The sequence below is a fragment of the Arcanobacterium pinnipediorum genome (genome assembly GCF_023973165.1).
Classification (GTDB): domain Bacteria; phylum Actinomycetota; class Actinomycetes; order Actinomycetales; family Actinomycetaceae; genus Arcanobacterium; species Arcanobacterium pinnipediorum.
In genome coordinates this window covers 636,616-663,134 of record NZ_CP099547.1, presented here as the reverse complement: position 1 = coordinate 663,134, position 26,519 = coordinate 636,616, and the positions used below count along the sequence as shown (strand labels likewise).

Here is a 26,519-nt window from a genome sequence, read left to right as displayed (position 1 = left end):
TTAGCGTTTCCATCCGCGAACTGAACGACTGACTCGGCCGTTCAGTTCAAGCAATGCTAGTTTTGCTTGAGCTTGCTGCACACTCACGCCAGCTACCCGCGCGATGGCAGTCACATCGGCAACCGAACGCACAGGAACAGCCTCCCAGACCCGTTCAATCAACGGATCATAACCATCGTCGCTGGGCATGGAGAAAATATCTTCCCCCACAGGTGCCCCCAATTCGAGTTGCTGCCAAGAGACCATTTCGCGCACATCATCCGCATGGCGAATCAAAGTAGCTCCATCGCGAATAAGTGCATGGCTTCCTTGCGCGGCTGGCGAATCTACCTGCCCAGGACACGCCCCTACCGGCCGGCCAATTTCAATCGCATGGCGAGCTGTTGATAATGCTCCTGATCTCATCGGAGCTTCAACCACCACGGTTCCAGTGCCCAGGGCCGCAATAATCCGGTTGCGAGATAAAAATCGGTGCCGGTGAGGCGCAGAGCCGAGCGCCGATTCTGATATTACGGCACCATGCGCAATTGTTTGACTAAAAAGATCAGCATGAGCGGCGGGATAGGGCCGATCTACACCACCGGCAGAAACAATAACCGTCGCTTGTGAATGATGTAGAGCACCACGATGCGCTTGAGCATCAATACCGAATGCTCCGCCAGAAATAATGACGTGACTATCAGAAAGTTCGTATGCCAGGTTTCGTGCGAGGCGTTGCCCGTAGCCACTAGCAGCACGCGAACCAACAATTGCTATCCCAGCTGTGTTTAACACTTCAACATCCCCGCGTACCCATAAAGCTAACGGAGGATGAGGTATCTCGTTAATCGAAGGTGGCCACTGGCGATCTGTTGGGATAATACATTGTGCCCCTAGTCGTGCCAAAGACACATCTGAGATTTCACTGTAATGGTCTAGACGAAGCTGCCAGGCCCGGATCGTGCGGTGAATAACTGCTTTGCTATGGCCAAGCCGGGCCACAGCGTCTTCACATTCTTTACCAATCGAACTGCCTGTTCCATACTCTGCCACCCACGCCAATGCGTGTTCGTAAGAGCTGGCCTTAATGAAGGCATGAGCTACTTGGTTGCCGCCTTCAGCAATATAGCTCCATGCTCGGGCGGCGCGATGTTCGGCGTCGGTCATGATGCCTCCAATGCAGTGCGCAGTGAAAACGCAAGCGCAATATCGTCGTCACTTGGTTGGTCATGGCCAGCTAGATCAGCCACACTCCATGCCATCCGCAACACTCTGTCCATTCCACGCATCGATAATTGCCCCGTGCGCAGCTTGGTATCTAATAGCGCCGATATGGTCGAACTCAGCGCAGTATTTTTACGCAGCCACGAACCAGGCAACCGGCTATTGAGCATATTGGCTCGAGCATACTGTTTTTCGCGTGCGCACATCACGCGGCTACGAAGCTGGGCTGATGAGGGGGCTGAAATCTGCAAATCGCTGCGCGTTGGTCGGATAAGTTCAACGACGACGTCGATACGATCGCGTACCGGTCCGCCCAGTTTTGACTGATAGCTTCGTAACTGCCGTGATGAACACGTACATGCCCCCGGACCGTCGAGTATTTTTCCGCAAGCGCACGGATTTGCTGCCGCAACAAGTTGAAACTGCGCCGGAAAACGTACCGTGGCACGCGAGCGTGCGATTTCAACATACCCACTTTCTAGAGGTTCTCGCAGAGCTTGAATTGTGCGTACCCCAAATTCGGCAAACTCATCGCAAAACAAGATGCCGTGATGAGCCTGGCTCACGGCTCCTGGCCGCGCGATTGCACTACCGCCTCCGATAAGTGAGGTAGTAGAAACCGTGTGATGTGGTGCAGCAATGGGAGGTCGTTGACGCAACCGAGTGATGTGCTTTCCTTGAATCGAATCAATAGCAGCTACATCAACTGCTTGATCATGACTAAGATCGGGCAAAATCGAAGGGAGACGGTGGGCGATCATCGATTTTCCCACCCCAGGTGGTCCCACCATTAAAATATGGTGTCCGCCAGCTGCCGCTACTTCAATCCCAGTAATCGCCGCTTCTTGGCCGTGAACGTCAGCCATATCCACAGCTTGGTCATCATCATAGGCATTGTGAGATATGTGCTCGGTGTTGTTCACTGCCACCAAGGTTGAGTGTGGAACCGGGATATCACTGCCCATCCACTGTGCCACTTGGGAAATATGGCTGACTGCAATGATCTCGATGCCCTGAACTAATCTCGCCTCATCAGCGTTTGCCGATGGGACGATTGCGTGGGTGAAGTGGTGTTCTTTGGCCGCGATAATACTTGGCAAGATCCCACGTGTTGGTCTGATAGTTCCATCTAACCCCAGTTCACCAATCACTACCGTGGTCTGGCTCAGCGGCTTATATCCTTGGGCAGCTAAGAGCGCTACCGCAACACCGAGATCTAACGCCGTACCTGTTTTGGGTAGTGAAGCTGGCGAAAGATTGATCGTGACCCGTTCATGCGGCCAGCGCAAGCCCACGTGAGAAAAGCTTGCCCGCAAGCGCTCTCGCGCCTCGGTAACTGCGACGTCAGCTAAACCCACCATCGACCAATGCGGTAGGCCAGGCAAGATTACTGCTTCAATAACAACAATATGAGCTTGGATTCCAACGAGAGTCATGCCAACTGCGCGTCCCACAATTCCGGTACTCATGCGACACCTTTTAGGTGGCGGAGGCGAAAATCGTCAGCAGAATGGCAGGTCAGAGCGATAACGTCAATCGCCATACTTGAAGCGCGCCGATGTTGACTATAGAGCCAGGCGGTAAACGTTTTACGAATCCGAGTTAGTTTCTCGGTTGTTATCGACTCTTCAGCTATTCCAAAGCGTTGCGAACGCCGAGTCTTGACCTCTACTGCAACTAGGGCATCTCGTTGCGGATCGAATCCGAGAATATCTATCTCACCACTGGCACATCGCCAGTTACGATCTAGAATTGTCCAACCATGGGATTGCAAATAGCGCGAGGCTGTTTCTTCACCCCACACACCAATCGCTTGTGCATCATCTATGTTTTCCATACTTCAATAAGACCAAACCCCGCTATGCCTGCGTTGTTAAAAAGACGAAGGTGTGGAAAACCGTTCCAGTACTCGATTCTGTGGATTAAGTGTCGTGGTAAGTGCTGGATTAAGTGTTGTGGGAGGTGTTAGCCTTCTTGACGCATCTGTAATTCGTGCGAAAAATCTGGCTTGTTCAATTCTTCAACATTGACGTCCTTAAACGTCACCACCCGCGCCTCACGGATAAACCGAGAGGGCCGGTAAATATCCCATACCCAGCCATCTTTGAGCATGACTTCGAAGAAAATATCTCCGGAGGCTGAGGCACGAACCTTGACATCGACGTCGTTAGCTAAGTAAAAACGTCGCTCAGTTTCGACAACGAACCGGAACAGATTAACGACGTCGCGATACTCCCGATACAGCGCGAGCTCGGCGTCGGCTTCAAAGTTTTCCAACTCACTCATGTTTACTCCCGTTCGTAGTTGCTTGCGCTACCCCAGGTAGCTTCCATGCAGTGCGATGAACACTGCTAGGCCCTAACCTGGTAAGAGCCGCAATATGGGCCGGCGAAGAATACCCCTTGTTCTGTTCAAAACCATACTCTGGAAACTGTTGGGCAACCTCAACCATCATTGTGTCACGTTCGACCTTGGCAAGCACGCTTGCCGCAGCAACAACCGCACACCGGGCATCGCCTTTAACTTCCATCCGCACCGGAACAGCAGGCAACGACGCACCCGGATCGAAAAGACCTTCTGAAGACCACCAATCATGGCTGCCATCGAGCAATACTGCGCCGATCGGGAAATCACTAAGCTGCCCCACCGCCCGGCTAGCTGCAATCCGTAAGGCACCCATAATGCCAAACTGGTTCACCTCTTGGGCACTGGCGTGTCCCACTGCATAGCTGCGCACCCAGGCGCGCACTGGCTGCACTAAATTCTCGCGTGCGCGTGCAGAAAGTAGTTTTGAATCGCGCAGACCTGCTGGAAAACTATCCGAAGTTTCGCCATCAATCACCGCAATGCCCACCGTAGCTGGTCCAGCTAACGCGCCACGCCCCACCTCATCAACTCCAGCCACAAACATTCCGTTGGCGGTTGTGTCAAGTAGTTCTCGTTCAATGGACCGATCTGGAAGTAACACCCACTCCAGCCTTTCACTGCTTGGGCGCGCGAACGCCTTCGAATACCTCGGAGGCGTCTGGAAGTTGCCCGAATCGTGAAAGAGGCAAGATACGCAACCATGCTCGGCCTTCAACATTGCGAATCGGCACGAACCCTGAGCCTTCGACTCGGTGATGATAACGCGAATCGCTCGAATCTGAGCGGTTATCTCCCATCACCCACAGATGCCCGCGCGGTACCGTGACGTCGAATGGTTCATTGGAAGGCGAAACACCGGGCTTGAGATACGTTTCATCTATTCCAACGCCGTTGACTGTGACTCGGCCTTTATCGTCACAGCACGCTACATGATCGCCAGGCAAACCAATAAGACGTTTGATGAGATGGCTATCAGCATTGCGAGGCAACAATCCGAGCGCTTCACCAACAGTTTGTACGCCGCCGCGCCAGCCTGAAAGCTCTTGCTGTGTAGTGCCGACTAACCAATGCCCTGGATCGAGGAAAACAATGATATCACCACGGTTTAGCTCCTCGGCGCTATCGGCTAGCTTATTAACAATGACGCGGTCATCGATGATGATCGTATCTTCCATCGACCCTGAAGGGATTTCGAAGGCTTGTAAGAAAAAGGTTTTCAGTATTACCGAAAACAGCAAGGCGATAGCGAGCACTGTTCCTATTTCGAGCAGTGATGAAAGAATTTTGCGTCCCAGACTTACCTCTGTTTGCTGTGAATCAGGCACAATAATGCGCAAGCGTTGCGCGCGAGCTTCCTCAAGTGATTCCGGCTCAAAACTCGGTGGCATCTCTTGTGGAGCCGGCGCGTAGCGTTCGGCATCAAATTCTGCATCGTCGTGCGATGACATCGTGCTCCCTGACCTTAAATAACTCTTCTTCTTAAGATTACATAAGTGTCTGGGATTGTGTGTAGGGCACAGCCAGCGAGTCAGGTATCAGTTCTATCACAAAACAAAATGCCCTGGTAAAACCAGGGCATTTCGACGATTGTGATCAGCGAGCTTCGTTACGCTTTTCCTTGATCTTAGCTGCCTTACCGCGTAGGTTACGTACGTAGTAGAGCTTTGCACGACGCACGTCACCACGGGTAACGACCTCGATAGAATCAACATTTGGCGAGTGCAATGGGAACGTACGCTCCACACCAACACCGAACGATGCCTTGCGAACCGTGAAAGTACCATTAACACCGTTACCGCCCTTGCGAGCAATAACTAGGCCCTGGAAGACCTGAATACGGTGACGGTTACCTTCAACAACCTTGACGTTGACCTTAACGGTATCGCCTGGACGGAAGGAAGGACGCTCAGTGAGCTGGGACTCAGTAATTTTCTTTAGAAAATCCATGATTCTCTCAACCATTCTGCGCGCAGGCCAGAATGCTTTCCGGGATATACCCCGTTCGTATCTGCATTATTCTTGCCCCATATACCGCCCCCTGCGGCAGGCGTGCGTATATGTTTTTACAGCAAGCTATCTTATTCTGCCAGATTTAATGGCCGTACTAAAGTGACATCAGTATTATCCACGTCACCTACAACGAAAATTCGTTTCCCATATTGAGTAAAACCAGTTTTTTTATAGGCGTTGATAGCTAGTCGGTTAGTTTCATTAGTTCCCACCCACACCAAAGTTTCGCCTTCTTGAGGAAGAATTAAACGAATTTGAGCCAAAGATGCTTCCATAAGCAGACCCGCTAACCCACTGCCGCGCCATCGTCGCTCGATATAAAATTTCGACAAATACGCTAGCTGATCATTATCGCCTACCGCAGGCGCACCTGGGGCGCGCGCTTCGCTAACGCCTGTGAAAACCACGCTATAGCCAATAAGTTCATGTTCAATCTCAGCTACCACGACAATGGTGTGTGGATCGTTAATCCAGTCCCCAAACTCATCTTGTGTCAAGTGTGTACGCAGATGCTCATCAATAGCCTCGCGGGGAAGATCAGGTGGACATGCATCTGGAAACGTTAAGTGCGCAAGTGAAACAAGGCGTTCGACGTCGTTCTCCCGCGCGGTTCGCAACGTAACTGGCCGTAACGGATCGGTTGTTTTTCGGGGCCGAATCCAGCCGTAGCGTGCCAGCACGGCGCAGTCTTTTTTGTCAAGATCGGTCAAGCGCGCAATCATGTCGGGGCGACGCTGGGCGGTACGTTCAAGGGCACGGTCGCGGCGCCAACGATCAACCGCCTGATGGTTTCCCGACGTTAAAACCTCTGGAACTGGGATGCCTCGAAATTCTGCCGGACGGGTATAGACCGGATATTCGAGCAATCCGGATTTGCCGTGGGATTCTTCAACGAGCGACTGTGGGTTGCCAACCATTCCCGGAACGAGGCGACCAACTGCTTCGACAAGCGCGGTGGCCGCTACTTCCCCGCCGTTGAGAACGTAGTCGCCGAGCGAATATTCATAGACGACGACGTTGGGTTGTTCGGCGTAATATTGCGCGACACGTGAGTCGATGCCTTCGTATCGGCCGCAAGCAATAATCATGTGGGCTGTTTGGGCAAGCTCGTAACATTTTTGTTGCGTCAACGGCTCACCTGAAGGGGTGGGAATTGCAAGGACGCATGTTGCTTGGGCATCGGTGTAGCTGCGCACTTCGTCAATGGCACGCCCCCACACGTCCGGCTTCATCACCATGCCAGCTCCGCCACCAAATGGGGTATCATCAACGGTTCGGTGTACGTCTGTTGTCCAGTTGCGAACATCGTGGACGTCGATACTTAACAATCCGCGCTGGCGGGCTTTGCCGACGAGAGAGACGTCAAGTACCGAGAAGAACTCCGGGAAGACCGTCATGATGTCGATACGCATTAGTCGATCTCCAGCTCTGCATCGGAAAACAAGCCGGTTGGGGCATCAATAATAACGCAGTTATCGTCCAGATCAACTTCAGTAACAATGGCTTTAACAAATGGGACACGAGTTAGGATCCCATCTGGTTCACGCACAACCAGATAATCGTGGGCCGGCCCAGGTTCTAGGCCGGTGACTTCGCCAAGCTCATACCCTTCTGGGTCAAGTGCTTCTAAGCCAACTAATTCGTGGGCATACCAGGCATCTTCTTCGATGTCGTCTTCGTCGGTTTCGACGACGAGTTTGACGCCTCGCAGCGCTTCGGCACCGGTGCGATCTGCGTATTCAGCAAAAGTGACGTAGGTGGAACCTTTGTGCGAGCGTACCGAGGCGATAGTTACTGGCCCTAGTTCTGCTGGTTCGGTTTCATACATTTTTCCGACGACGAGGCGACGCTCGGGTGCATCAGTACGCACATTGAGTTTCACATCGCCTTTAAGCCCGTGTGGCGCCCCAACAATCGCAACAGTTAACAGCATCAATAGCCTTTCTAAGAAATAGACCCGCCCTCGATGTTCAAGGGCGGGTCTATGACACGTAAATTCAGCGATCTGTTTCGATCACATCAACGCGAACGGAACCGTTCGTAGCCAGTGCGCCCATAACGGAACGCAATGCCTTGGCCGTACGGCCATTGCGGCCAATCACGCGACCCAAGTCCTCCGGGTTTACGCGAACTTCAAGAAGTTCGCCACGGCGGTTGGTTCGTGAGGAAACCTCGACATCGTCGGGGTTATCCACGATTCCACGGACGAGGTGTTCCAAGGCTTGGGCTAACATCAGGCTTCCTCAGTCTCTTCAGCTGGGGTCTCAGCTTCGGTTTCTGCTTCAGCAGCTTCGGCAGCGGCCTCAGCTTCAGCTTCTTCACGAGCCTTAGCCTGAGCAGCACGACGCTTTTCGGCTTCGTCTTGGACAGCTGCGATAGCTTCTTCACGAGCCTTTTCTGGATCGAGCTTTTCGAGAGTCTTAAGGGTGGAACCACCTTCAAGACCCTTAGCTGCTTGCCAATCACCGGTGATCTTCAACTGGGCGAGTACTGCTTCAGATGGCTGTGCGCCAACGCCGATCCAGTACTGAGCACGCTCAGAGTTGATGTCGATAACTGACGGGTTGGTGTTTGGGTTGTAGTAACCGATCTCTTCGATGACGCGACCGTCACGCTTCTTACGAGAATCGACAACAACAACACGGTAGTGCGCTTCACGGATCTTACCCATGCGCTTTAAACGAATCTTGACTGCCACTGTAGTGGTCACTCCTGGTTCTTTAGTTGGGCGGAATTCTAAGAATTTACGGTGGGAAATACACGTAGAATCTCATTATTCCTAACTGAGGTATTCATCCGGTGAGAGGCCCGAATTGCAACCTGAGTACAACGTTCTATTGTGCCAGAATTCGCGCTACTTCGCTATTCTTCGGACAAAAGCTTAAAGGTGGCATCCCTCACCTATCATTGTGCGAATGGCCACGATCATGGGCACAATAGGAGTATGAATTCATCGCCTGATTCACCGCGTGACTTATCCAAGTATGCTTGGCTTTCTGTGGGGGCTGCAACTGCCACCATCGCTTTGAAGTATATTGCCTACGAGATTACCGGATCAGTTTCGTTGCTTTCCGATGCGATGGAGTCGGTCGTGAACCTCGTAGCAGCTATCGTGGCGGTTATTTCGCTCAAACTTGCCGCGCAGCCAGCTACTGCTCGTTACACCTTCGGACGTGCAAAGGCAGAATACTTTTCGGCTGCTCTAGAAGGAGCAATGATCTTCGGGGCGGCCGCGTTAATTATCTTCTCTGCTATCGGCCGGATTTTACACCCGGCTCCAGTCGAATCGATCGGGCTCGGTATCCTCGTCTCCTTCGTCGCCGGTCTCATTAATCTCGCAACCGGGCTGGTATTGCTCCGGGCGGGCAAACGCCACCACTCCCCGTCGTTAACTGCTGACGCTCATCATCTGTTCACCGATATCGTCACTTCACTCGGGGTTATTCTCGGAGTTAGTTTGGTGGCACTGACGCATTGGGTCTATCTCGATCCGATCGTTGCGATTCTCGTGGCGCTCAACATTATCTATGTAGGGATTCGCCTGATGCGAGATGCCCTAGCCGGGCTGATGGACGTGGCACTACCAGACGATGAAAACCAGATAATCGTGGCGATTCTCGCGGCCCATTCGCATCCGCGAATGATCGCGTTCCACGGCTTACAGACTCGCGTTTCTGGTCACCAGCGTTTCATTAAGTTCGATGCGCTGGTTCCTGATTCATGGACAGTGAAAAAAGGTCATGATTTTGCTGAGATGCTCGTGACCCAGATAAAAGAGAGCCTTGAGGACGCCGTCGTGACCGTGCATGTCGAGCCAATTAACGATCCAGAATCCTATAAAGATATCCCGCAGGGCTTTATCCCGTTGGCGGAATGATTCCTTGCAGTGTGCCTAAAACTGGCACGTGACATATCTGGAAACTTGTTGCCATTATCGACGCCGGTGTGGAGGCTTTCCATTCGTGTCAATCAACTTCGTTGTAGACTCTTGTGGGCATTATGATCTTGCATGCCGTATTGGTGATGTTGACGATGTATAAGCTGTGTTCTTGCTCACGCCTGTCAAACAATAAGTCTGTAATCAAAGCTTTTCCGAGATCACGTATACCTCTTGGCATGGTAACTAGACGAGGCTCTTAAACTCTGACATCCAATGAAACCGCCGTCTATACGAGAATAGTAGCAGCGAGGTTAAAAGCACTCATAGTAAATTATTCATAAAAAGAAGAACGAACGATCTTAATATCTCCAAGATTATCAGCACTAAAATCCGACCACGTATACGTCACCCAATTATGGATCACCCGATCAAACAACAACTCATCCGATGCCACCTTCACATCTTCAACCGACACCCCATGATCAGCCAAATACTCCCGCAACTCCGCATCGTCTAAAGGAACAGCAGGACCATTTTCCGATCGCAGATAAACATTCTCTCTCAACACATGAGCCTGAAAATCATACCCATACGTGATAGTCAAGTCGACGCCTTTTTCTTCATCGTGACCGTTGAAAAATATAGAAAACTGCTCATCACCAGGAATGTAACTAAAAAAGAAATCAATCTTCCAGCCATCTAGTGTTGAGGTATCAAACTCAGCCGCATACGCCTCATCGATAGTATACGAATCCAACTCAAAAGCTCGAGAACGTATAACAAAATATTCTTGCCCTAAAATATTTGGCAGATCACGAAACGAACTCCACGGCAAAACCTCAGTGAAAATGCCACGCTCATCTTCATACATCTCCTCAAACACATTCGCATACTGCGGCGTGATCCACCACCACACCACCACGCCAACAGCAACCAAAAACGCACCAAAAACACCCCAACGATACGTCTTCTTCGACATCACAGCCCCCCCCCTTCACAACCTCGACCGTTCTTCACTTGCTGAGCAACTCACCGAGCCTTCAGCTCATTATTCCCCTGCTGTAAATTACAAACAAACTTATGCCCAACAGGATTCGCTTCCCGAAGAGCTTCTAGATCGCCCACTTCAACACCAGCATCCTCACAGATTTCTTGGATAACATAATCAATACCTTGAGTATTTTCATCACCGCCAACGTTCTTATCGAATAGATCCACTCTGTTCCATGCGCCAGTTGCCATATTCAGCTCGTTATTATTATTTTTCCCCTCATCTATCCACAGGCTTACACGTTCGTTATAATCCATCAGTAGCTTCTTATAAGAAGTACCAGGATGTTTCCTTATCATAGAATCAAGATTAACCGCATCAATATCAGCTTTATAATCGTCAGCACCTAATGACGGATCCTTCTCTAATAACCATACACCCGTAGCATCACCACGCCAGCCCGCTAGCTCACTGACTTTTTCAGACGACAAACCATTCAGCACCGGCAAGTTACTCCCCCACAGTAAGCTAGCCGTGGTAATAGACTGGTGAGCAAAATCAGTTCTACCGGAGAAACTATCCTGATTCCTATCCCACATAGCCACAAATTCATCCTCCGATAAATCTGCACCATAAGCTTGGCGAGCTGCGATTAACTCTTCGTTGTATTTTATTGCCATTTTGTTCTGAGTATCAGCATCTTTCCCCGTCGCAATCCCCTGAGCTGCTTTGCGCATATCATCAGCCAACCAAATCTCAGGTGCACCCGCAAAACGATTCTGAATCTCGATACTGTATTTCATTTTCTGATACTCCGCTAGCGTTAGGCCCAGTTGCTCAAAAGCCCACGCACGATCAGGCTTTGGTGTATAAGCAACACCCGGTCCCTTTGCCGGCAGATAAGAAACCCTTTCTAAAACAAAATCTGCATAATCAAAATAATCGGACCAAGACCCGGCAGTCACATCCCATACAATTCCGTCATAAGCAAACGAGCCCATGAGTCGATTAAAGAGATGCGCCTGTTCTGCTGGAGTCATATCTGGGAACTTCTTTTCTATTCCTTCAAATGCCTTAACAACTATTGACGCTGTTTCATGGTCAAAACCATACGCATCCATGACATTGGACACAAACCTCATACGCTCAGCTTCAGCTGGATCAAGCTGACCGGGCAACAACCAGTTCCGGTGAGTAGATAATAAAATAATAAATAGCCCTCTAGCGCCTATGCTTTGCCCGCCAGCTTCCCGGAAAGCCTCGGCAATATCTTCAATCCACAAACCAATACGCTGCACATAATCGACAGAGATTCGTAAATGATCAAAAACTCGAACCTCAGATACTTCTACCCAGCTACATGTGTTACAAAAGAGCCTAAAAGCACTCAAACAACTATCTAAATCCGCACGCAATGCGTCGCTAGCGCCACGTACCCAAAAGCTAAAAGATTCCAGCCGGACAAGATCTGCGGAACACTTATCAGAACTCAAAAAACCAGCAAAAAACGGAGTATGAACATCAATACTCGCATGAGCATGGAGTTGAGGGGCAGGCAATGGGAACTCGCGTATCGCACTAAGTTTCACTCGAGGATTAGGAGCAAATCTTTCATACGCTTCCCATCGCGCAATCTCAGCACGCCGCTTACGTTCTTCACGAGCCATAACAATTGCCTGACGTACTTGATCAGACAAATCTTCGCAAGCGTTCCTCACCCGTACCTGATTACCAGCTACCGCCTCGCAATGTTCTTTAAACAAATTCGCATACGGCCCTACAAAGTCAACCACAGCATTTTCTACCTGGACACGCCTTGACAACTGCTGGTCTTCTAACGTCATACACAATCTATCGATTGCCGCAAGAAACGTCTCAGCACTTTGGAAATGAAAAACATATCCACTATGAGCTACCTTCCCAAAACAACATCTAACCCGCCATAACTCCCGAAATTCTCGATAAATTCTAATATGCAGTCGATAGGGTCATATGTTTACGATCGCGGTAGCGATGATAGCACTTAGTAGGTTCTCCACTACCACCAAACTAGAAACTATTAGTAGCACACCCTGGAAACCGGATCCCATCGATAAACACCGAGGCGGGATGTAACGTGTGCGTAATATCTACTTCCGGATCGCTATCGTAGATGACGAAATCTGCCGGAGCACCTTCTTCCCAGGTGGGGAATCCGAGCCGGCGCCGGCCTTCATAGCTCGCGTTTGCCATGGCGAATTTTGGAGAAAAACCGTCTTCAACCGCATCAATGAGTTCGTGGGGCATAGCGACCTCGGTGACATTTTCCGCTGTGTCTGTTCCCATCAGCATCGCAACACCGGATTCAATCATCAGTTCAAGATGCTCGCGGCGGCGGGCGTCCATGCCCAACATTCGCTGCACATACTTCGGGAAACGCGCTCCGGCACGCGCAAATTCCGGAAATCGGCGGATCTGATGAACAGTAGGAGTAATCAGAATTCCGCGATGCGCAGCTTCTTGTAGATGTTCGGCGGTCATTCCAGTGCCGTGCTCGATACCATCAACTCGCGCTTCGAGTAAATCATCGATGGTTTCAGTACAAAACGAATGCACAGTCACTTTTCCGCCACGCTCATGCACAGCAGCGACTGCCTCAACGAGTGCTTGGCGAGGCCACACCGGAAGGTTGTCCCCTGCTTCACGATCGATCCAATCGCCAACGATTTTGATCCACCCATCAGATTTTTCGTATTCGATCACTGCTTGCGCAACCAGATCTTCAGGTTCGACTTCTACCGCCAAATGCCGGGTGTAGCGGCGTGGACGCGAAATATGTTGCCCGCAATGAATAATACGTGGAAGACCATCGGCGCGATCATTGCTCGGATTTTGTTGACCACCACTATCACGTACCGCAGTCACACCCCAACTACGCAAAGCTTCTAATCGCCTGCGGACCTCTTGGCGCGGTAACAGGTTACCGTCGCGGTTCAGGCCCGGATGAGTATGGGCATCAAGCAAACCTGGGTAGACGTACCCACGCATGTCAATCACTCGCCCTTGTGGCGAGCGATACGATATCACCCCATCGACGATCCACACTTCGTGACGTTGGGTTCCACGCAACGTGCCACTGAGGCGATAGTTTGCCATCGGACTTTCTACCTCGCTACTTACCGCAAGAACTTCGCAAGGCTATCGATATCTACCTCTGGTTGGCCGGTATCAGTGGCACCAAAAGCTCCACCCTTTTGCTGCTCTTTCTTCTGCGCAGCTTGAAGTTCTTGCTGGCGACGCTTTGCTGGATTACCCGAGCGTCCCTTCTTCGAACCGTTCTTCTTCTTGGCCTTTTTGTTTTGCTTCTTAGTAAAACCACCGCCTACGCCCGGCAAGCCAGGCATCTGTGGCATCCCAGGCACACCACCGCCACGAGCCATGGAGGTCATCATCTTCTTTGCCTGCTCGAAACGCTCCATCAGCGAATTAACTTCTTGGACGGTAGTACCCGAACCCTTCGCAATACGCTGGCGACGTGAGCCGTTCAGGATCTTCGGATTTTCACGTTCTTTTTTAGTCATCGATAACACGATGGCTTCTTGACGATCAATCTCACGCTCATCGAAACTTTCAATCGCATCACGGAACTGCCCCATACCAGGGAGCATTCCCATCAGTTTCTTCATCGAGCCCATCTTACGCATCTGGTTTAGCTGAGCTAAGAAATCTTCAAGCGTAAACGTACCACCGGCCATCTTCGTAGCCAGATCGACGGCTTCTTCTTCGTTCCACGTGCGCTCAGCCTGTTCAATAAGGGTGAGGATGTCACCCATATCGAGAATACGTGACGCCATTCGATCAGCATGGAAGCGCTCAAACGCATCAAGTTTTTCGCCAGTGGAAGCAAAAAGCACGGGCTGACCAGTTACCCCGCGAACCGAAAGTGCCGCACCACCGCGCGCATCGCCATCTAGCTTAGAAAGTACGACGCCGGTAAAGCCAACGCCATCGCGGAACGCAAGCGAAGTATTGACCGCATCTTGACCAACCATCGCATCAAGGACGAACAAAATTTCATCTGGAACAACTGCATCACGAATCTGGCGAGCCTGCTCCATCATCTCTTCATCGATACCCAACCGGCCAGCGGTATCGACCACGACGACGTCGAAACCGTTCTCACGAGCGTGCGCCACACCCGTGCGAGCAACCTGAACCGGATCACCAATACCATTACCTGGCTGCGGCGCCCAGACCGCTACCCCAGCTTGCTCGGCAACAACCGAGAGCTGCTGAACAGCGTTTGGCCGCTGTAAATCCGATGCCACAAGCAATGGCCGCTTTCCACTTTCCCGTAACCACCGGCCAAGCTTTCCAGCAAGCGTCGTCTTTCCAGCACCTTGGAGACCAGCAAGCATGATAACCGTTGGAGCATTACCGGTTGCCCAGTTCAGCTCACGGGTTTGCCCGCCAAGAACCGAAATCAGTTCTTCATTAACGATCTTGACAACCTGCTGCGCTGGATTCAGCGCCTGCGAGGCCATTGCCCCGACAGCTTTTTCACGGACAGCTGCGGTGAACATGCGAACTACGGGAAGTGCGACGTCCGCATCAAGTAGCGCCCGGCGGATATCTGAGATAACCGCTTCGACATCCTGCTCAGATAGCCGGCCCCGCTTACGTAAATTACGTAATGAGCCAGTTATGCGATCAGACAGGGAGTTGAACATGAGGTGCCTTTCAACGGTTATTTATTCACAGACTACAAGGTTATCAACAGTAGCGGTATCGCGAAGCGCTCGGAGCCGCTACGTAACTCACTAAGCAAGCAAAGAATCGACGAAGTTTTCTGCATCGAACGGTGCGAAATCATCAGCGCCTTCGCCAAGGCCAACGAACTTCACTGGAACGCCAAGTTCACGCTGCACCGAGATAACGATTCCGCCCTTGGCAGTTCCATCAAGCTTGGATAAAACAATTCCGGTGATACCAGTAGCTTGCGCAAAAACCTTGGCCTGGGCCATACCGTTTTGCCCGGTAGTGGCATCAAGAACAAGCAAGACTTCAGAGGTAGGAACCGTCTTTTCCATCACGCGCTTGATCTTAGCGAGCTCGTCCATCAAACCGGCCTTGTTTTGCAATCGGCCAGCTGTATCGACGACGACCACATCCACATTGTGATCAGCTCCATGTTTCACCGCTTCGAATGCTACCGACGCTGGATCTGCACCTTCGCGATCCGAACGCACAACCTCAACACCAACTCGTTGCCCCCAGGTGGCGAGCTGATCGGCGGCAGCGGCACGGAACGTATCAGCTGCCCCCAAGACTACGCTGCGCTCTTGAGCAACAAGTAACCGTGCTAGTTTTCCGGTGGTAGTAGTTTTACCAGTTCCGTTTACGCCAACCATCAAGATTGTAGCGGGCTTGCCCGTGAGATTCAGTGAGCGATCCTTATCAACCGAAACTGCTTGTAAAAGCTGCTCGCGCAGCAACTCGCGCAAATCAGCATCGCCTCCGGCTACCTTAACCGCAGTGCGGAGATTTTCCAGGATCTCGGTTGTGGCGGTTAAGCCCACATCGGCCATGAGTAACGTATCTTCGAGCTCTTCCCAATCACTGGCCGAGAGATCACCTCGAGAAAGAATACCTAAAAGTACCTTGCCTAGTCCGCCAGAGTGTGCCAACCGCGCACGCAGGCGCTGCATGCGAGAAGGAATAGACTCTGGGATTTCTACCGCAGACTCTTCTTCCACGCCTTCGGCTGTGGCAGGCAGGCTATCTAGATTTTCTTCTTCAGGTTCTTCACCAGCTGGCAAACCTTCACGACGAACCGGCGGGAGCTGGTTGTTTCGCCGAGTTACGACGTAAGCGATTGCGCCACCGATAACGGCAACACTGAGTACAGAGATGACAAGGACAATGAGCGTAAAAGTATTCACCTAATAATTTTCTCCCAGAAGACGAGAAAAATAAACTCTAGGCGGCGTGATCTTCCTTTTTGAAACGATCTGCGACTTTTATAACCTTATCCACACCTGCCACTGCGGTTAATTCGTGGACCGCGGAGTTCAGTTCACGCGGGCTCATGTAGGCTTCGCCCTCAAACTGGGTGAACGAAGAAAAAACATCAGCTACCGCAATATCGTGGTGTTCGACGTCGGCCATGACGTCGTCTTGGCGATGATTACGCAACGCTTTAACGCTTTCCTTGTAAGCCTCAACAAAACCTTGTCGGGGACGACGTTGAAATGCAACAAGTCCAATAACACTTGCTGCGCTGCCAGCAACAAAAATAACGATACTCAAAGCGATCCACACACTTTTAGTGTGCCCAAAAATCTCCACAGATACGAAGAAGCAACGCTATATAGTCGATCACATTTTAACGTCGCGCTCACGGGCTAACATCTTTGAGGCGTTGCGAAATAACTGAGGTCACACCGCCCTCACGCATCGCCACTCCGTAAAGCGCATCGGCTATCTCCATCGTACGTTTGTGGTGAGTGATAACCAGCAACTGCGAGTTGTCTTTTAACTCATTAAAAATATCGAGCAACCGCGTTAAATTAACATCATCTAACGCAGCCTCAACCTCATCCATCACATAGAACGGAGAAGGGCGCGCCTTAAAAATTGCCACCAAGAACGCCACCGCCGTCAACGACCGTTCCCCGCCAGAAAGCAGCGACAAGCGCTTTACTCGCTTTCCTGGGGGACGCGCTTCAATATCAATCCCCGTCGTCAAAATCGACTCCGGATCAGATAACACTAACCGACCCTCGCCACCGGGGAAAAGCCGGGCAAAAATATCGGAAAATTCGCGCGCCACATCCGTAAACGCCTCCGCCATCACATCGTGAACGCGCTGGTCGATATCGGCAACAATACGTAACAAATCCGTACGTGATTGACGCAGATCGGCAAGTTGCTCCGAAAGATAGGTGTGGCGTTGTTCGAGCGCAGCGTGTTCTTCTAACGCCAACGGGTTAATTTTCCCTAACTTCACCAAATCACGCTCCGCGCGCGCCAAACGCTTTTCTTGCTCCGCGCGCACATACGGGTAACGACGAACTGTAGGCGTATCGGAATCTTCGTCGCTAGTAACCCCGCTGCGGTCATCTACCTTGGGCGTATGATCAGCAACTGGCTCAATTTCTTCGATCAGTTGGTGCGGCCCGTATTCATCGATCAACGTCTCAGCTTCCATGCCAACTTCCGCAATTGCCCGCTCAGCTAGCTGACGGTAGGTCAAAGTCAGCTCTGCCAACACTAACTCATGTTGGTGGCGAGTATCGGCTAACTGACGTTGCTCGGCCAACGCAACATCGAGAGCTTTGCGGGCTAACCCAAGCTCGGTTTCACGCATCAGATGGGCTTGTTGAAAATCGGTTCGCTGGGCACTGGCCGTATCAACTATACGTTGAGCAATTATCAGGGCTTGATCAGCATAATCATAAATCGAACGGGCAACCGTAGCTGCTTGTGCCCGGCGTATAGCTGCACGTTCTTCTTGGGCAATCCGTCCCGCCACCGACTGCGCCATATTTTCCAAACTCTCTGCCCGTCCGGCAATTGCACGCAATCGTTCTTCAGCAGTGCGCAAGGCCAACCGTGCCTCAGTTTCGCTAGTTCTCAGTTCAACAGTTGTGCGATGTGCTTCTTCGCGCTTGTTGGTGAGCTGGAGGAGAATATCTCCATCGTTATCTGGATCAGTTGTTGCTCGCTGCTCGCGTTGGACTAGCTCTTCTTGCTCGGCACGGCGCGCACGAAGATCAGCATCGATTCGCTCGATTCGTTGCGCATACCGTTCCTCCTCACTTTGAGCCCCAGCCAGGGTTTGACGCAAGACGCCAAGTTGGGCGCTAACAGCTGCCATATGCGAATCACGGCTAGTGAGTTGGCTTTGAAGGACGTCGAAGTATTCTTGGGCCTGAACTACTTGTGCCTGGGCTTGTTCGATCTCCTGGCGGGCTTGGGCTTCATGTTCGCGCGCTGCGTGGGCTTGGGCAACAGCATCATCGTAGAGGGCTTGGCGCGCTAACGTTGCACTGTGTTCGACTTCGCCCCCACTTGCCGTTGCCGGGGTCAGCAGATCGCCGGCGAGGGTGGCCACGCGTTGGGCTCCAGCATGCATAAGTTCGCGTGCGGTTGCTAAATCTACCGCGATAATCGTATCGCGTAACGCATAGCGCAAAGCATGTGCAACCTCGTCCGTTCCGTGAATAAGTGAGGGAGCAGAACGTGCCTGGTTATGTGCAATCCCCGATTTTTCGACGACGGCGAGCGCGTCGTCTCCGTCAGCTTTCACTCCCGAGACCAACAGCTCGACGTGCCCCGCGTCAGCCTCTCGCGCAGCGCGCAACGCATCGATTGCGTGATCAATACTGCCAGCTACGACTCCTTCAGCGATACCGCGTAGTCCAGCTTCGATTCCGGCTTCCCAACCGGAGTCGATATGAATTGCGTCCCGCACAAGTCCACTGATGCCACTGCGATAGGTATCAAGTGCCCATGCGGTTGCATCTTCTGGAGCGAGGGATAGTTTGAGGGTTTCGGCTTTGGTCTGCCAGGCCACCGTTTGCCCCTGGGCCGAAGTGAGTGCGGCCCGGGCGGCTTCACGTTTTTCTTTAGCCTGAGCTAGATCCTTGGCAGCCTCCTCATGCTCGATAGCGAGCGTATCATCGCCATTCGTATGCGCCACAACGTCTTGTTCGAGCTGGGCTACCTGCTGGGCAGCTTCGTGGGCACGCCGCTGAGCGTCGCCAGCAGCGCTCACAACACGTTCACGTTCGGCATTCAATGCCTCAAGTTTCGATGAGACGGTTGCCAGTTGCCCGGTAAGCCGGGCGCGCGCTTCTCGCCGGTCAGCAATCGAACGATTAAGCGTGGACAGCTCGGCATCGACTTCTCGTTCGGCGCTTTCTGCTTTTTCGCGGTTGGCGACGACGACGGTGAGGTTGTCGTGGGCTTGCTGGACCGCGCCGCGCAACTCATCTTCTTCTTTGCGCGCAGCCTGGGCCCGTTCCCGGATAGATTCTGGTGATTCGCCGCGATGGATCTGCGGGCCCACCTGGGTTAGTGAGCGCTGGCGTTCCAGCGCCAGGGCACGCAGGGAAGAAAACCGTTCCGTAAGAGAGGTGGCTCGTTGCCAGGTATCGGTAAGCTGCTCAAGTTTGGGCATTTCTTGGGCAAGTTCAGCTTCGAGAGCGTCAACTGCTGTGCGGGCGCGAGTTACAGACTGGTCGATCTCGGCGCGGCGCTCGGCTAGGACCACTTCGTTGGTTGTGTGGCTTGCCAGGCGTGCCTGGGCTTGAGCTACATCGTCGGCAAGGAGGCGAGCCCGGGCGTCAAAAACATGTTGCTGGATGGCTTGGGCGCGCCGTGCTGTTGAGGCTTGGCGCGCCAGTGGGCCAAGTTGCCGCCGCAGTTCAGTAGCTAAATCTTCGATACGAGTGAGATTTACCTGCATCGCTTGGAGTTTGTGCAACGCTTTTTCTTTACGACGGCGATGCTTAAGTACCCCGGCAGCTTCTTCGATAAAGGAGCGTCGATCTTCGGCGGTTGCAGTTAAAACTTGATCGAGTTTCCCTTGGCCAATAATGACGTGCATTTGCCGGCCCATGCCAGTATCGGAAAGTAGTTCTTGGATATCGAGTAATCGGCACGCAGTGCCATTAATGGCATACTCAGATCCTCCGGCACGAAACAGTGTTCGCGAAATTGTTACTTCTGAATAATCAATAGGTAGTGCCCCATCGGTGTTGTCAATCGTCAGTGAGACTTCAGCTCGACCTAGTGCCTGCCGGGAGGCCGTACCAGCGAAAATAACATCAGCCATATTTCCGCCGCGCAGATTCTTAGCCCCTTGTTCTCCCATCACCCACGCCAGAGCATCGACGACGTTAGATTTCCCTGATCCGTTAGGGCCGACAACACAATTGATCCCTGGTTCAAAATGCAGGGTAGTTGCCGATGCAAACGACTTAAAACCACGCAAGGTGAGGGTTTTGAGATGCACGAGTCTAGCTCACAGATTCATGTAGTGCCTGGAAGATCAGTTGCGAAGAAGCTGCCCCTGGATCCATGTGCCCTACAGTTCTCTCACCTAAATATGATGCCCGTCCCTGAGTGGCGACCATGTCGATTGTTGCCTGCGCAGCCTCGCAGGCACTTTGATCAACCAGCTCGCACAACTCCACGATATCAGCGCCATTATCAACGCCTTGATTGGCCACATCGGCAACTGCACTCCACACGTCGAACATCGTTTTTTCGCCCACCTGGACGTGTCCACGTTTTTGTATTCCGCCCATTGCTCGATCAAGCATGGCTGCGATCACTGTTGGGGTGAGCGTAACAGCTGCTACCTCCCCCATACGGGTAAAGGCAGTTCCGTAGAGCGGACCTGATGCTCCACCTACGTGAGCAATCAACGTAAACCCAATACCTCGCAGCAAATCAGCTGGCGTTTCCTGATCGGTTGTAGCTAAATACTCAACCACAGCACGAAAGCCGCGGTCGAGGTTTTCACCATGATCGGCGTCGCCGATAACTCGATCCAACTCAATCAGATATTCTCGATTTTCGGTGACTAACTCCGAACAACGCCGCATCCACTGCTCGATCCACATCAAAACCACACAGCCAATTCAAGCTCGGCAGATTCTTGAGAATCCGAGGAATGGATAAGGTTCTCGATCGCGTCCGAACCGGTGTCATAACCAAAATCGCCCCGAATAGTTCCTGGTGCTGCGGTGGTTGGATCAGTTGCGCCACTAAGCGTACGCACACCTTCAATCACTCGATATCCGCTGACTCGCACCGCTACCAACGGGCCAGACATCATATAGCGCACAATCCCGGGATAAAAAGGTTTGCCCACATGCTCATGATAGTGGGCGGCTAGTTGTTCCTCGGTGGCTTGAAGTATACGAATATCGTCAAGGACATATCCTTTGGCCTCGATGCGACCCAGAATCGCGCCGATCAAACCGCGCCGAACACCGTCAGGCTTGATCAAAACTAAGGTTGTTTGTTTCTGACTCATGGGTGGGACTCCATATCAACTCTGCTCGCCCCCAGCAGGTCACGAGCATGTCCAGCTAACATTATAGATCCTAAAATCGTAACCGATGCCGGAGCGATTGCATCCGGATCAACAGTTTCGGCAATATCGACTGCGAGCGTAATCGCATCGAGAAGTTCAGTTTCGATACGTACTCGTTCGTCACCAAAAATATCAACAGCGATCTCGTGCAGGTCGTCAATGTCCATCGCTCGCTCTCCTGGCATTTGCGTTAAAACGATCGAATGGAAAGCAGGTTCAAGTTCAGTCAATATGCCGGTAACATCTTTATCTGCCATCGCACTAAAAACAGCTACTCGCGGACCTGGGAAGTACTCTTCGAGCCCTTCACGGCTAACGCGAGCACCCGCGGGATTATGTGCTGCATCAACAATAATCAGCGGTGACGACCTCACTATCTCTAGCCGGCCCGGTGAGGAGGTAGACATTAACGCATGCTCAACTACATCTGCCGGTAGCGCCGCACCGCCAAAGAACGCTTCAACCGCACTGAGGGCTGCCGCAGCATTTTCTGCCTGATAGGCACCGAGCATAGCTAGCGGAATATCTTCATACACAGCCGCCGGGGTACGCAACGTAATGAGCTGGCCACCAACAGCTGCCTCGCGACTAATAACACCAAAGTTATCTACAATATTGGCCTGGACGCGGTGAGCCTGTTCATAGGCCATCCCACGCACATCTGGATCTTGCGGAGCCAAAATAAGCGTCGAACCGGGTTTGACGATCCCTACCTTTTCAAAAGCAATATCAGCAAGCTCATGCCCTAGCCACTTTTCGTGATCTTGCGAAATCGGCATAATCATGGCAACGTCGGCGTCGATCACGTTGGTAGCATCCCAGCGTCCGCCCATACCAACTTCAACAACAGCCACGTCCACTGGGGCCATTGCGAACGCGGAATACGCCATCACTGTAAAGACTTCGAAGAAAGACATTCGCGGCCCACCATCTGCCTGAGATTGAGCATCAACCATGGCAATAAATGGTTCAACATCTTCCCAGGTTTGCACAAAATCGGTAGCTGTTATCGCCTGTCCATCAATCGAGATCCGCTCCCGAACCGAACTCAAATGCGGGGAAGTAAAGCGCCCAGTGCGCAAACCGCGTTCACGCAACAATGCCTCAACGATGCGGGCAGTCGAGGTTTTCCCGTTCGTTCCAGTGATATGAATAGTCCGGAAAGATTCATGCGGATTGCCCATCAAATCCAGCGCACGCCGTACTCTATCTAACGACGGTTGCACCTTATGTTCGGGGGCACGACTAACGATATCTGCATAGATCTGTTGAACTCGGGCGTGGGTTTGCGCATCTTCTACCCATTGGGCAGTTTCGGCATCTTCTTGGCGCTGGACGTCAGAAATGACGCTTGGATCCGGCCCAGCAAAAAGCGGGGAAGCAAACAGCGCAGCTAAAGCTTCGTTGTTCTCATCTACCTCATCGGGCATAGAAGCCGGATCCACAGCGTCATTCATTTAATTCACCTTTTCTACAGCGACCTGGAATTGTCCGCCCACAAGTTCACATTCTACCGCAAGAGTTTCGGTGCAAATCATCTCACGATACGTTTGCACTGCAGCCATGCGTTCTTCTGGAACAGTCAAAGTTAGCCGAATGCGATCAGCAACGTGCAAATCTTCTGCCTTACGCTGATCTTGGACTGCACGAATCACGTCACGCGCATAGCCTTCAGCTTCAAGTTCTTCATCAACTACAGTATCGAGCACAACGAAGGCACCTGAGGCAAGCACACTGGCAACAGAACCTGCTTCGGCACTTACCGACGTCGTCAATTCATATTGATGTGGTTGGAGCACAACTTCGGGATCAATGAGCATCTTGACTCCGCCGTCAACCTCTTCCCACTGTCCACTCTTAGCTGCCTTGAACAAAGCCGAGGTGAACTTACGAACTGACGGATCAAGCTCGCGCGGCAACACAGTCAAATCAGTGGAGACTTCCAAACCAGATTCGTGTGCTGAACGAATCTGAACGTCCTTGACATTGACTTCGCTCTTGATCAGTTCCGCATATGGGTCTAAATCAAGGCTAGTAACAACTGTCAAGGTACGCAAAGGTTGGCGAACACGCAGCTTGTGTGCCTTGCGCAATGAATGGGCAGCCGAGACCACGTTGCGCACCTCATCCATCACCGCAACCAGATCGGCGTCGATCTCGCCAACTTCTGGATAGTCGGTCAAATGGACTGAACGCCCACCGGTCAAACCACGCCAAATTTCTTCCGAAATCAGTGGAAGCATCGGCGCAGCAATACGCATCAAGGTTTCCAAAACCGTAAACAACGTATCGAAGGCAGCCTTATCTTCGTTCCAGAAGCGATCCCGGGAAGTACGCACATACCAGTTAGTCAGCAAATCAAGGTAGGCGCGCACTGCTTGAGAAGCTGCCGGGATATCGAGCGCGTCAAGGTGATCGCGCACCTCTTGTGTCAGCATTGAGGTTCGCGATAGTAAGTAACGATCCATCACGTCAGTTGGTTGGCTGGTCAAGCCCTTCGAGACATATCCCTTACCACCATCAACCGTGCCAGCATACAGTGCGTAGAAGTACCACGTATTCCACAGTGGCAAAATCACGTGCCGCATGGCTTCTCGAATACCAGCTTCGTCAACGATTAGGTTTCCACCACGCAAAACTGGTGAACTCATCAGCATCCAACGCACTGCATCGGAGCCATAGGCGTTAAACATCTCCATTGGATCTGGATAGTTTCGCAAAGACTTAGAGGCTTTACGCCCGTCGTTGCCGAGAATAATACCGTGGGAAATACACGAGGTGAAGGCTGGCTTGTCGAACAGCGCAGAAGCTAAAACATGCATGACGTAGAACCAGCCACGAGTTTGCCCAATGTATTCGACGATGAAGTCACCTGGGAAGTGAGAATCGAACCAGTTTTCATTTTCAAACGGGTAATGTACCTGAGCGTAAGACATCGAGCCGGAATCGAACCACACATCGAGAATGTCGGTGATCCGACGCATGGTTGATTTGCCGGTTGGATCATCTGGGTTTGGTCGAGTGAGATCGTCAATAAATGGGCGATGTAAATTCGGTTCGCCGTCACGTCCACGAGGCAGACGCCCGAAGTCGCGTTCGATTTCTTCGAACGAACCGTAGACGTCGATACGTGGATAGTTCGGATCATCAGACTTCCATACCGGGATCGGAGTTCCCCAGTACCGGTTGCGTGAAATTGACCAGTCACGCGCGCCTGCAAGCCAGTTTCCAAAAACGCCGTCCTTGGTGTGCTCTGGCTGCCAAGTGATCTGTTGGTTGAGTTCAACCATGCGGTCCCGGAACTTAGTGACGGCAACAAACCATGAGGTCACTGGCTTGTAAATCAGTGGTTTACGGCATCGCCAGCAGTGTGGATAGGAATGCACGTATGACTTTTCTTGAACTAGCACTGCGCGCACCGATGGATCGCGGCGGGCCATCGGGCCGGTGGCGTCGCGCAGATCGTTAATGATTGGCCGGTTGGCCTCAAAAACGTGCATACCAGCGTAATCAGAGACGACGTCGAAGAATTTCGCTCCCGCATCAACGGTTTCGACAATTTCTACTCCGGCTGCCGCGAGTACAAACATATCGTCTTCACCGTATGGTGCGGTGTGTACTAGTCCGGTTCCATCCTCGGTAGTGACATAGTCAGCTAGGCAGAATTGCCAGGCGTTTGGGCCCGGGGCTTCACTATCACGGGTGTAGTAGTCAAAAATTGGCTCATAGCGCAAGCCTTCTAGGTCGCGACCTTTGAGTTCTTTGATCAGGCGCGGTTGTTCACCGAGTTCTTTTGCGTAGGCGCTTAACCGTGCTTTGCCGATCAAGACGTGTTCGCCAGCAAGGTCACCTTCGGTTGGTTCGACGACGACGTAGTCAATATCTGGGCCGACGGTGATGGCAAGGTTAGATGGGAGCGTCCACGGGGTGGTGGTCCAGATCAGAGCCAATTCACCAGTTTCCATACGCAAGCCAACGGTGACGGTTTGATCTTGACGATCTTGGTAGATGTCGTCATCCATCTTCAATTCGTGGTTGGAGAGCGGGGTTTGATCGTTCCAACAATATGGCAAGACGCGATAGCCTTCGTAGACCAGGCCTTTGTCATAGAGGGACTTGAATGCCCAAATCACTGACTCCATATAGGTTGGGTCAAGAGTTTTGTATCCGCCATCGAAATTAACCCAGCGCGCCTGGCGAGTGACGTATTCTTTCCATTCGCCAGCGTATTTCATCACGGAACTGCGGCAGGCATCGTTAAATTCTTCGATACCGATTTTTTCGATCTCAGATTTATCTTCGATACCAAGGATACGCTCTGCTTCAAGTTCGGCGGGCAAACCGTGGGTATCCCAACCAAAGACCCGCTCTACGCGGTTTCCCCGCTGGGTTTGGTAGCGGGCCACGAGATCTTTGACGTAGCCGGTGAGCAGGTGACCATAGTGCGGCAGACCATTAGCAAACGGAGGGCCATCATAGAAAACGAATTCGCGGCCGTGGCGCTGGTCGATTGAGGCCTGGAAAGTCTCATCTTTTTCCCAATAGGCCAAAATGTCTTCCTCTAGGCGCGGGAAGTTAGGGGATGCCACCACATCATCGGTGCGGTGGAGCGGATAGCGGCTAGATGTAGACTGCTCGCCCATGAAAGAACTCCTTGGTAGGTTCGGTCAGGCGAGGACGCATAGCCACCTTGGGGCGTTTGCGCGGTACCACCTCGCTTGCCAAACCGTGATCGCGCACCGAATAATCTTCAGCATGCGGAGCCTCGGCGTGGCCACTCGTTCTAGGCGATGACGAGCCCATCCGTTCGGTTCTAGTAAGCAGGCTCCAAGCACTGCCGTTCTTCCGAATACTCCCCGGTGATTGCCGGATCTTCGCACTTTTCGAGTGTAGTCAATCTTTAGCTACTTTTCTACAGCGGATGCGGTTTTCTCCACGTGATGTGCATCGCCAGTTCTGCCTCGTCTACTCGGCTCTCA

Annotated in this window: 24 protein-coding genes; 1 reads left to right on the top strand and 23 read right to left on the bottom strand. The window is 52.0% G+C overall.

The annotated features are described in order from the left end of the window. From dprA to rpsP, 11 genes are all read right to left on the bottom strand, one after another. The gene (gene dprA / locus NG665_RS02865) at positions 1-1,146 is read right to left on the bottom strand and encodes a DNA-processing protein DprA (protein ID WP_252673795.1); all 1,146 of its coding nucleotides are present in this window, start codon (positions 1,144-1,146) and stop codon (positions 1-3) included. After that, entirely contained in the window at positions 1,143-2,672 is a 1,530-nt protein-coding gene (locus tag NG665_RS02860; protein ID WP_252673794.1) for a YifB family Mg chelatase-like AAA ATPase, read from the bottom strand. Before NG665_RS02860 ends, dprA begins: the two co-directional genes overlap by 4 nt. Continuing rightward, on the bottom strand, positions 2,669-3,040 hold the full coding sequence (locus NG665_RS02855) for a YraN family protein (protein WP_252673793.1): 372 nt from the start codon (positions 3,038-3,040) through the stop codon (positions 2,669-2,671). Before NG665_RS02855 ends, NG665_RS02860 begins: the two co-directional genes overlap by 4 nt. 128 nt (positions 3,041-3,168) lie before the next feature. Next, entirely contained in the window at positions 3,169-3,489 is a 321-nt protein-coding gene (locus tag NG665_RS02850) for a DUF2469 domain-containing protein (protein ID WP_252673792.1), read from the bottom strand. Next, complete coding sequence (rnhB, locus tag NG665_RS02845) at positions 3,482-4,171, bottom strand: ribonuclease HII (protein WP_252673791.1); 690 nt, start codon at positions 4,169-4,171, stop codon at positions 3,482-3,484. The genes NG665_RS02850 and rnhB overlap by 8 nt, the downstream gene beginning before the upstream one ends. Positions 4,172-4,184: 13 nt before the next feature. Beyond that, the gene (lepB, locus tag NG665_RS02840; protein WP_252673790.1) at positions 4,185-5,018 is read right to left on the bottom strand and encodes a signal peptidase I; all 834 of its coding nucleotides are present in this window, start codon (positions 5,016-5,018) and stop codon (positions 4,185-4,187) included. A gap of 145 nt (positions 5,019-5,163) precedes the next feature. Then, the gene (gene rplS / locus NG665_RS02835; protein WP_289812928.1) at positions 5,164-5,517 is read right to left on the bottom strand and encodes a 50S ribosomal protein L19; all 354 of its coding nucleotides are present in this window, start codon (positions 5,515-5,517) and stop codon (positions 5,164-5,166) included. 131 nt (positions 5,518-5,648) lie between these two features. Continuing rightward, the gene (gene trmD, locus NG665_RS02830) at positions 5,649-6,992 is read right to left on the bottom strand and encodes a tRNA (guanosine(37)-N1)-methyltransferase TrmD (RefSeq protein WP_252673789.1); all 1,344 of its coding nucleotides are present in this window, start codon (positions 6,990-6,992) and stop codon (positions 5,649-5,651) included. Continuing rightward, positions 6,992-7,513 (bottom strand): ribosome maturation factor RimM, encoded by a 522-nt coding sequence (rimM, locus tag NG665_RS02825; protein WP_252673788.1) that lies wholly within the window; start codon positions 7,511-7,513, stop codon positions 6,992-6,994. Before rimM ends, trmD begins: the two co-directional genes overlap by 1 nt. Before the next feature lie 64 nt (positions 7,514-7,577). After that, positions 7,578-7,814, bottom strand: coding sequence for an RNA-binding protein (locus tag NG665_RS02820; protein WP_252673787.1), 237 nt, complete (start codon positions 7,812-7,814; stop codon positions 7,578-7,580). Next, entirely contained in the window at positions 7,814-8,278 is a 465-nt protein-coding gene (rpsP, locus tag NG665_RS02815) for a 30S ribosomal protein S16 (RefSeq protein ID WP_252674073.1), read from the bottom strand. The genes NG665_RS02820 and rpsP overlap by 1 nt, the downstream gene beginning before the upstream one ends. Positions 8,279-8,524: 246 nt before the next feature. Here rpsP and NG665_RS02810 point away from each other — a divergent pair, with 246 nt between their 5' ends. Continuing rightward, positions 8,525-9,457 (top strand): cation diffusion facilitator family transporter, encoded by a 933-nt coding sequence (locus NG665_RS02810; protein ID WP_252673786.1) that lies wholly within the window; start codon positions 8,525-8,527, stop codon positions 9,455-9,457. A gap of 334 nt (positions 9,458-9,791) precedes the next feature. On the opposite strand, the gene NG665_RS02805 is transcribed toward NG665_RS02810, so the two are convergent. The 12 genes from NG665_RS02805 to NG665_RS02750 form a co-directional block, all read right to left on the bottom strand. After that, on the bottom strand, positions 9,792-10,439 hold the full coding sequence (locus tag NG665_RS02805) for a TipC family immunity protein (protein ID WP_252674072.1): 648 nt from the start codon (positions 10,437-10,439) through the stop codon (positions 9,792-9,794). A 50-nt stretch (positions 10,440-10,489) separates the two neighbouring features. Beyond that, positions 10,490-12,295: a hypothetical protein gene (locus tag NG665_RS02800; RefSeq protein WP_252673785.1), complete on the bottom strand. Its 1,806-nt coding sequence runs from the start codon at positions 12,293-12,295 to the stop codon at positions 10,490-10,492. 205 nt (positions 12,296-12,500) lie between these two features. Beyond that, positions 12,501-13,586, bottom strand: coding sequence for an amidohydrolase family protein (locus NG665_RS02795; protein WP_252673784.1), 1,086 nt, complete (start codon positions 13,584-13,586; stop codon positions 12,501-12,503). Between the two features lie 20 nt (positions 13,587-13,606). Beyond that, positions 13,607-15,160: a signal recognition particle protein gene (ffh, locus tag NG665_RS02790; RefSeq protein ID WP_252673783.1), complete on the bottom strand. Its 1,554-nt coding sequence runs from the start codon at positions 15,158-15,160 to the stop codon at positions 13,607-13,609. Positions 15,161-15,250: 90 nt separating this feature from the next. Continuing rightward, positions 15,251-16,372: a signal recognition particle-docking protein FtsY gene (gene ftsY, locus NG665_RS02785; protein WP_252673782.1), complete on the bottom strand. Its 1,122-nt coding sequence runs from the start codon at positions 16,370-16,372 to the stop codon at positions 15,251-15,253. Between the two features lie 37 nt (positions 16,373-16,409). Beyond that, the gene (locus NG665_RS02780; protein WP_252673781.1) at positions 16,410-16,751 is read right to left on the bottom strand and encodes a hypothetical protein; all 342 of its coding nucleotides are present in this window, start codon (positions 16,749-16,751) and stop codon (positions 16,410-16,412) included. 76 nt (positions 16,752-16,827) lie between these two features. Then, entirely contained in the window at positions 16,828-20,451 is a 3,624-nt protein-coding gene (gene smc / locus NG665_RS02775) for a chromosome segregation protein SMC (protein ID WP_252673780.1), read from the bottom strand. 4 nt (positions 20,452-20,455) lie between these two features. Continuing rightward, complete coding sequence (gene dhaL, locus NG665_RS02770) at positions 20,456-21,064, bottom strand: dihydroxyacetone kinase subunit DhaL (RefSeq protein ID WP_252674071.1); 609 nt, start codon at positions 21,062-21,064, stop codon at positions 20,456-20,458. Continuing rightward, complete coding sequence (ndk, locus tag NG665_RS02765) at positions 21,064-21,480, bottom strand: nucleoside-diphosphate kinase (protein WP_252673779.1); 417 nt, start codon at positions 21,478-21,480, stop codon at positions 21,064-21,066. The genes dhaL and ndk overlap by 1 nt, the downstream gene beginning before the upstream one ends. Further along, positions 21,477-22,997 carry a bifunctional folylpolyglutamate synthase/dihydrofolate synthase gene (locus NG665_RS02760; RefSeq protein WP_252673778.1) on the bottom strand — a complete coding sequence of 507 codons (1,521 nt, stop codon included), beginning with the start codon at positions 22,995-22,997 and terminating at the stop codon, positions 21,477-21,479. Before NG665_RS02760 ends, ndk begins: the two co-directional genes overlap by 4 nt. Then, positions 22,998-26,183, bottom strand: coding sequence for an isoleucine--tRNA ligase (ileS, locus tag NG665_RS02755; RefSeq protein ID WP_252673777.1), 3,186 nt, complete (start codon positions 26,181-26,183; stop codon positions 22,998-23,000). It lies immediately after the preceding gene. Then, positions 26,161-26,343: a hypothetical protein gene (locus NG665_RS02750; protein WP_252673776.1), complete on the bottom strand. Its 183-nt coding sequence runs from the start codon at positions 26,341-26,343 to the stop codon at positions 26,161-26,163. Before NG665_RS02750 ends, ileS begins: the two co-directional genes overlap by 23 nt. Between the last annotated feature and the right edge of the window lie 176 nt (positions 26,344-26,519).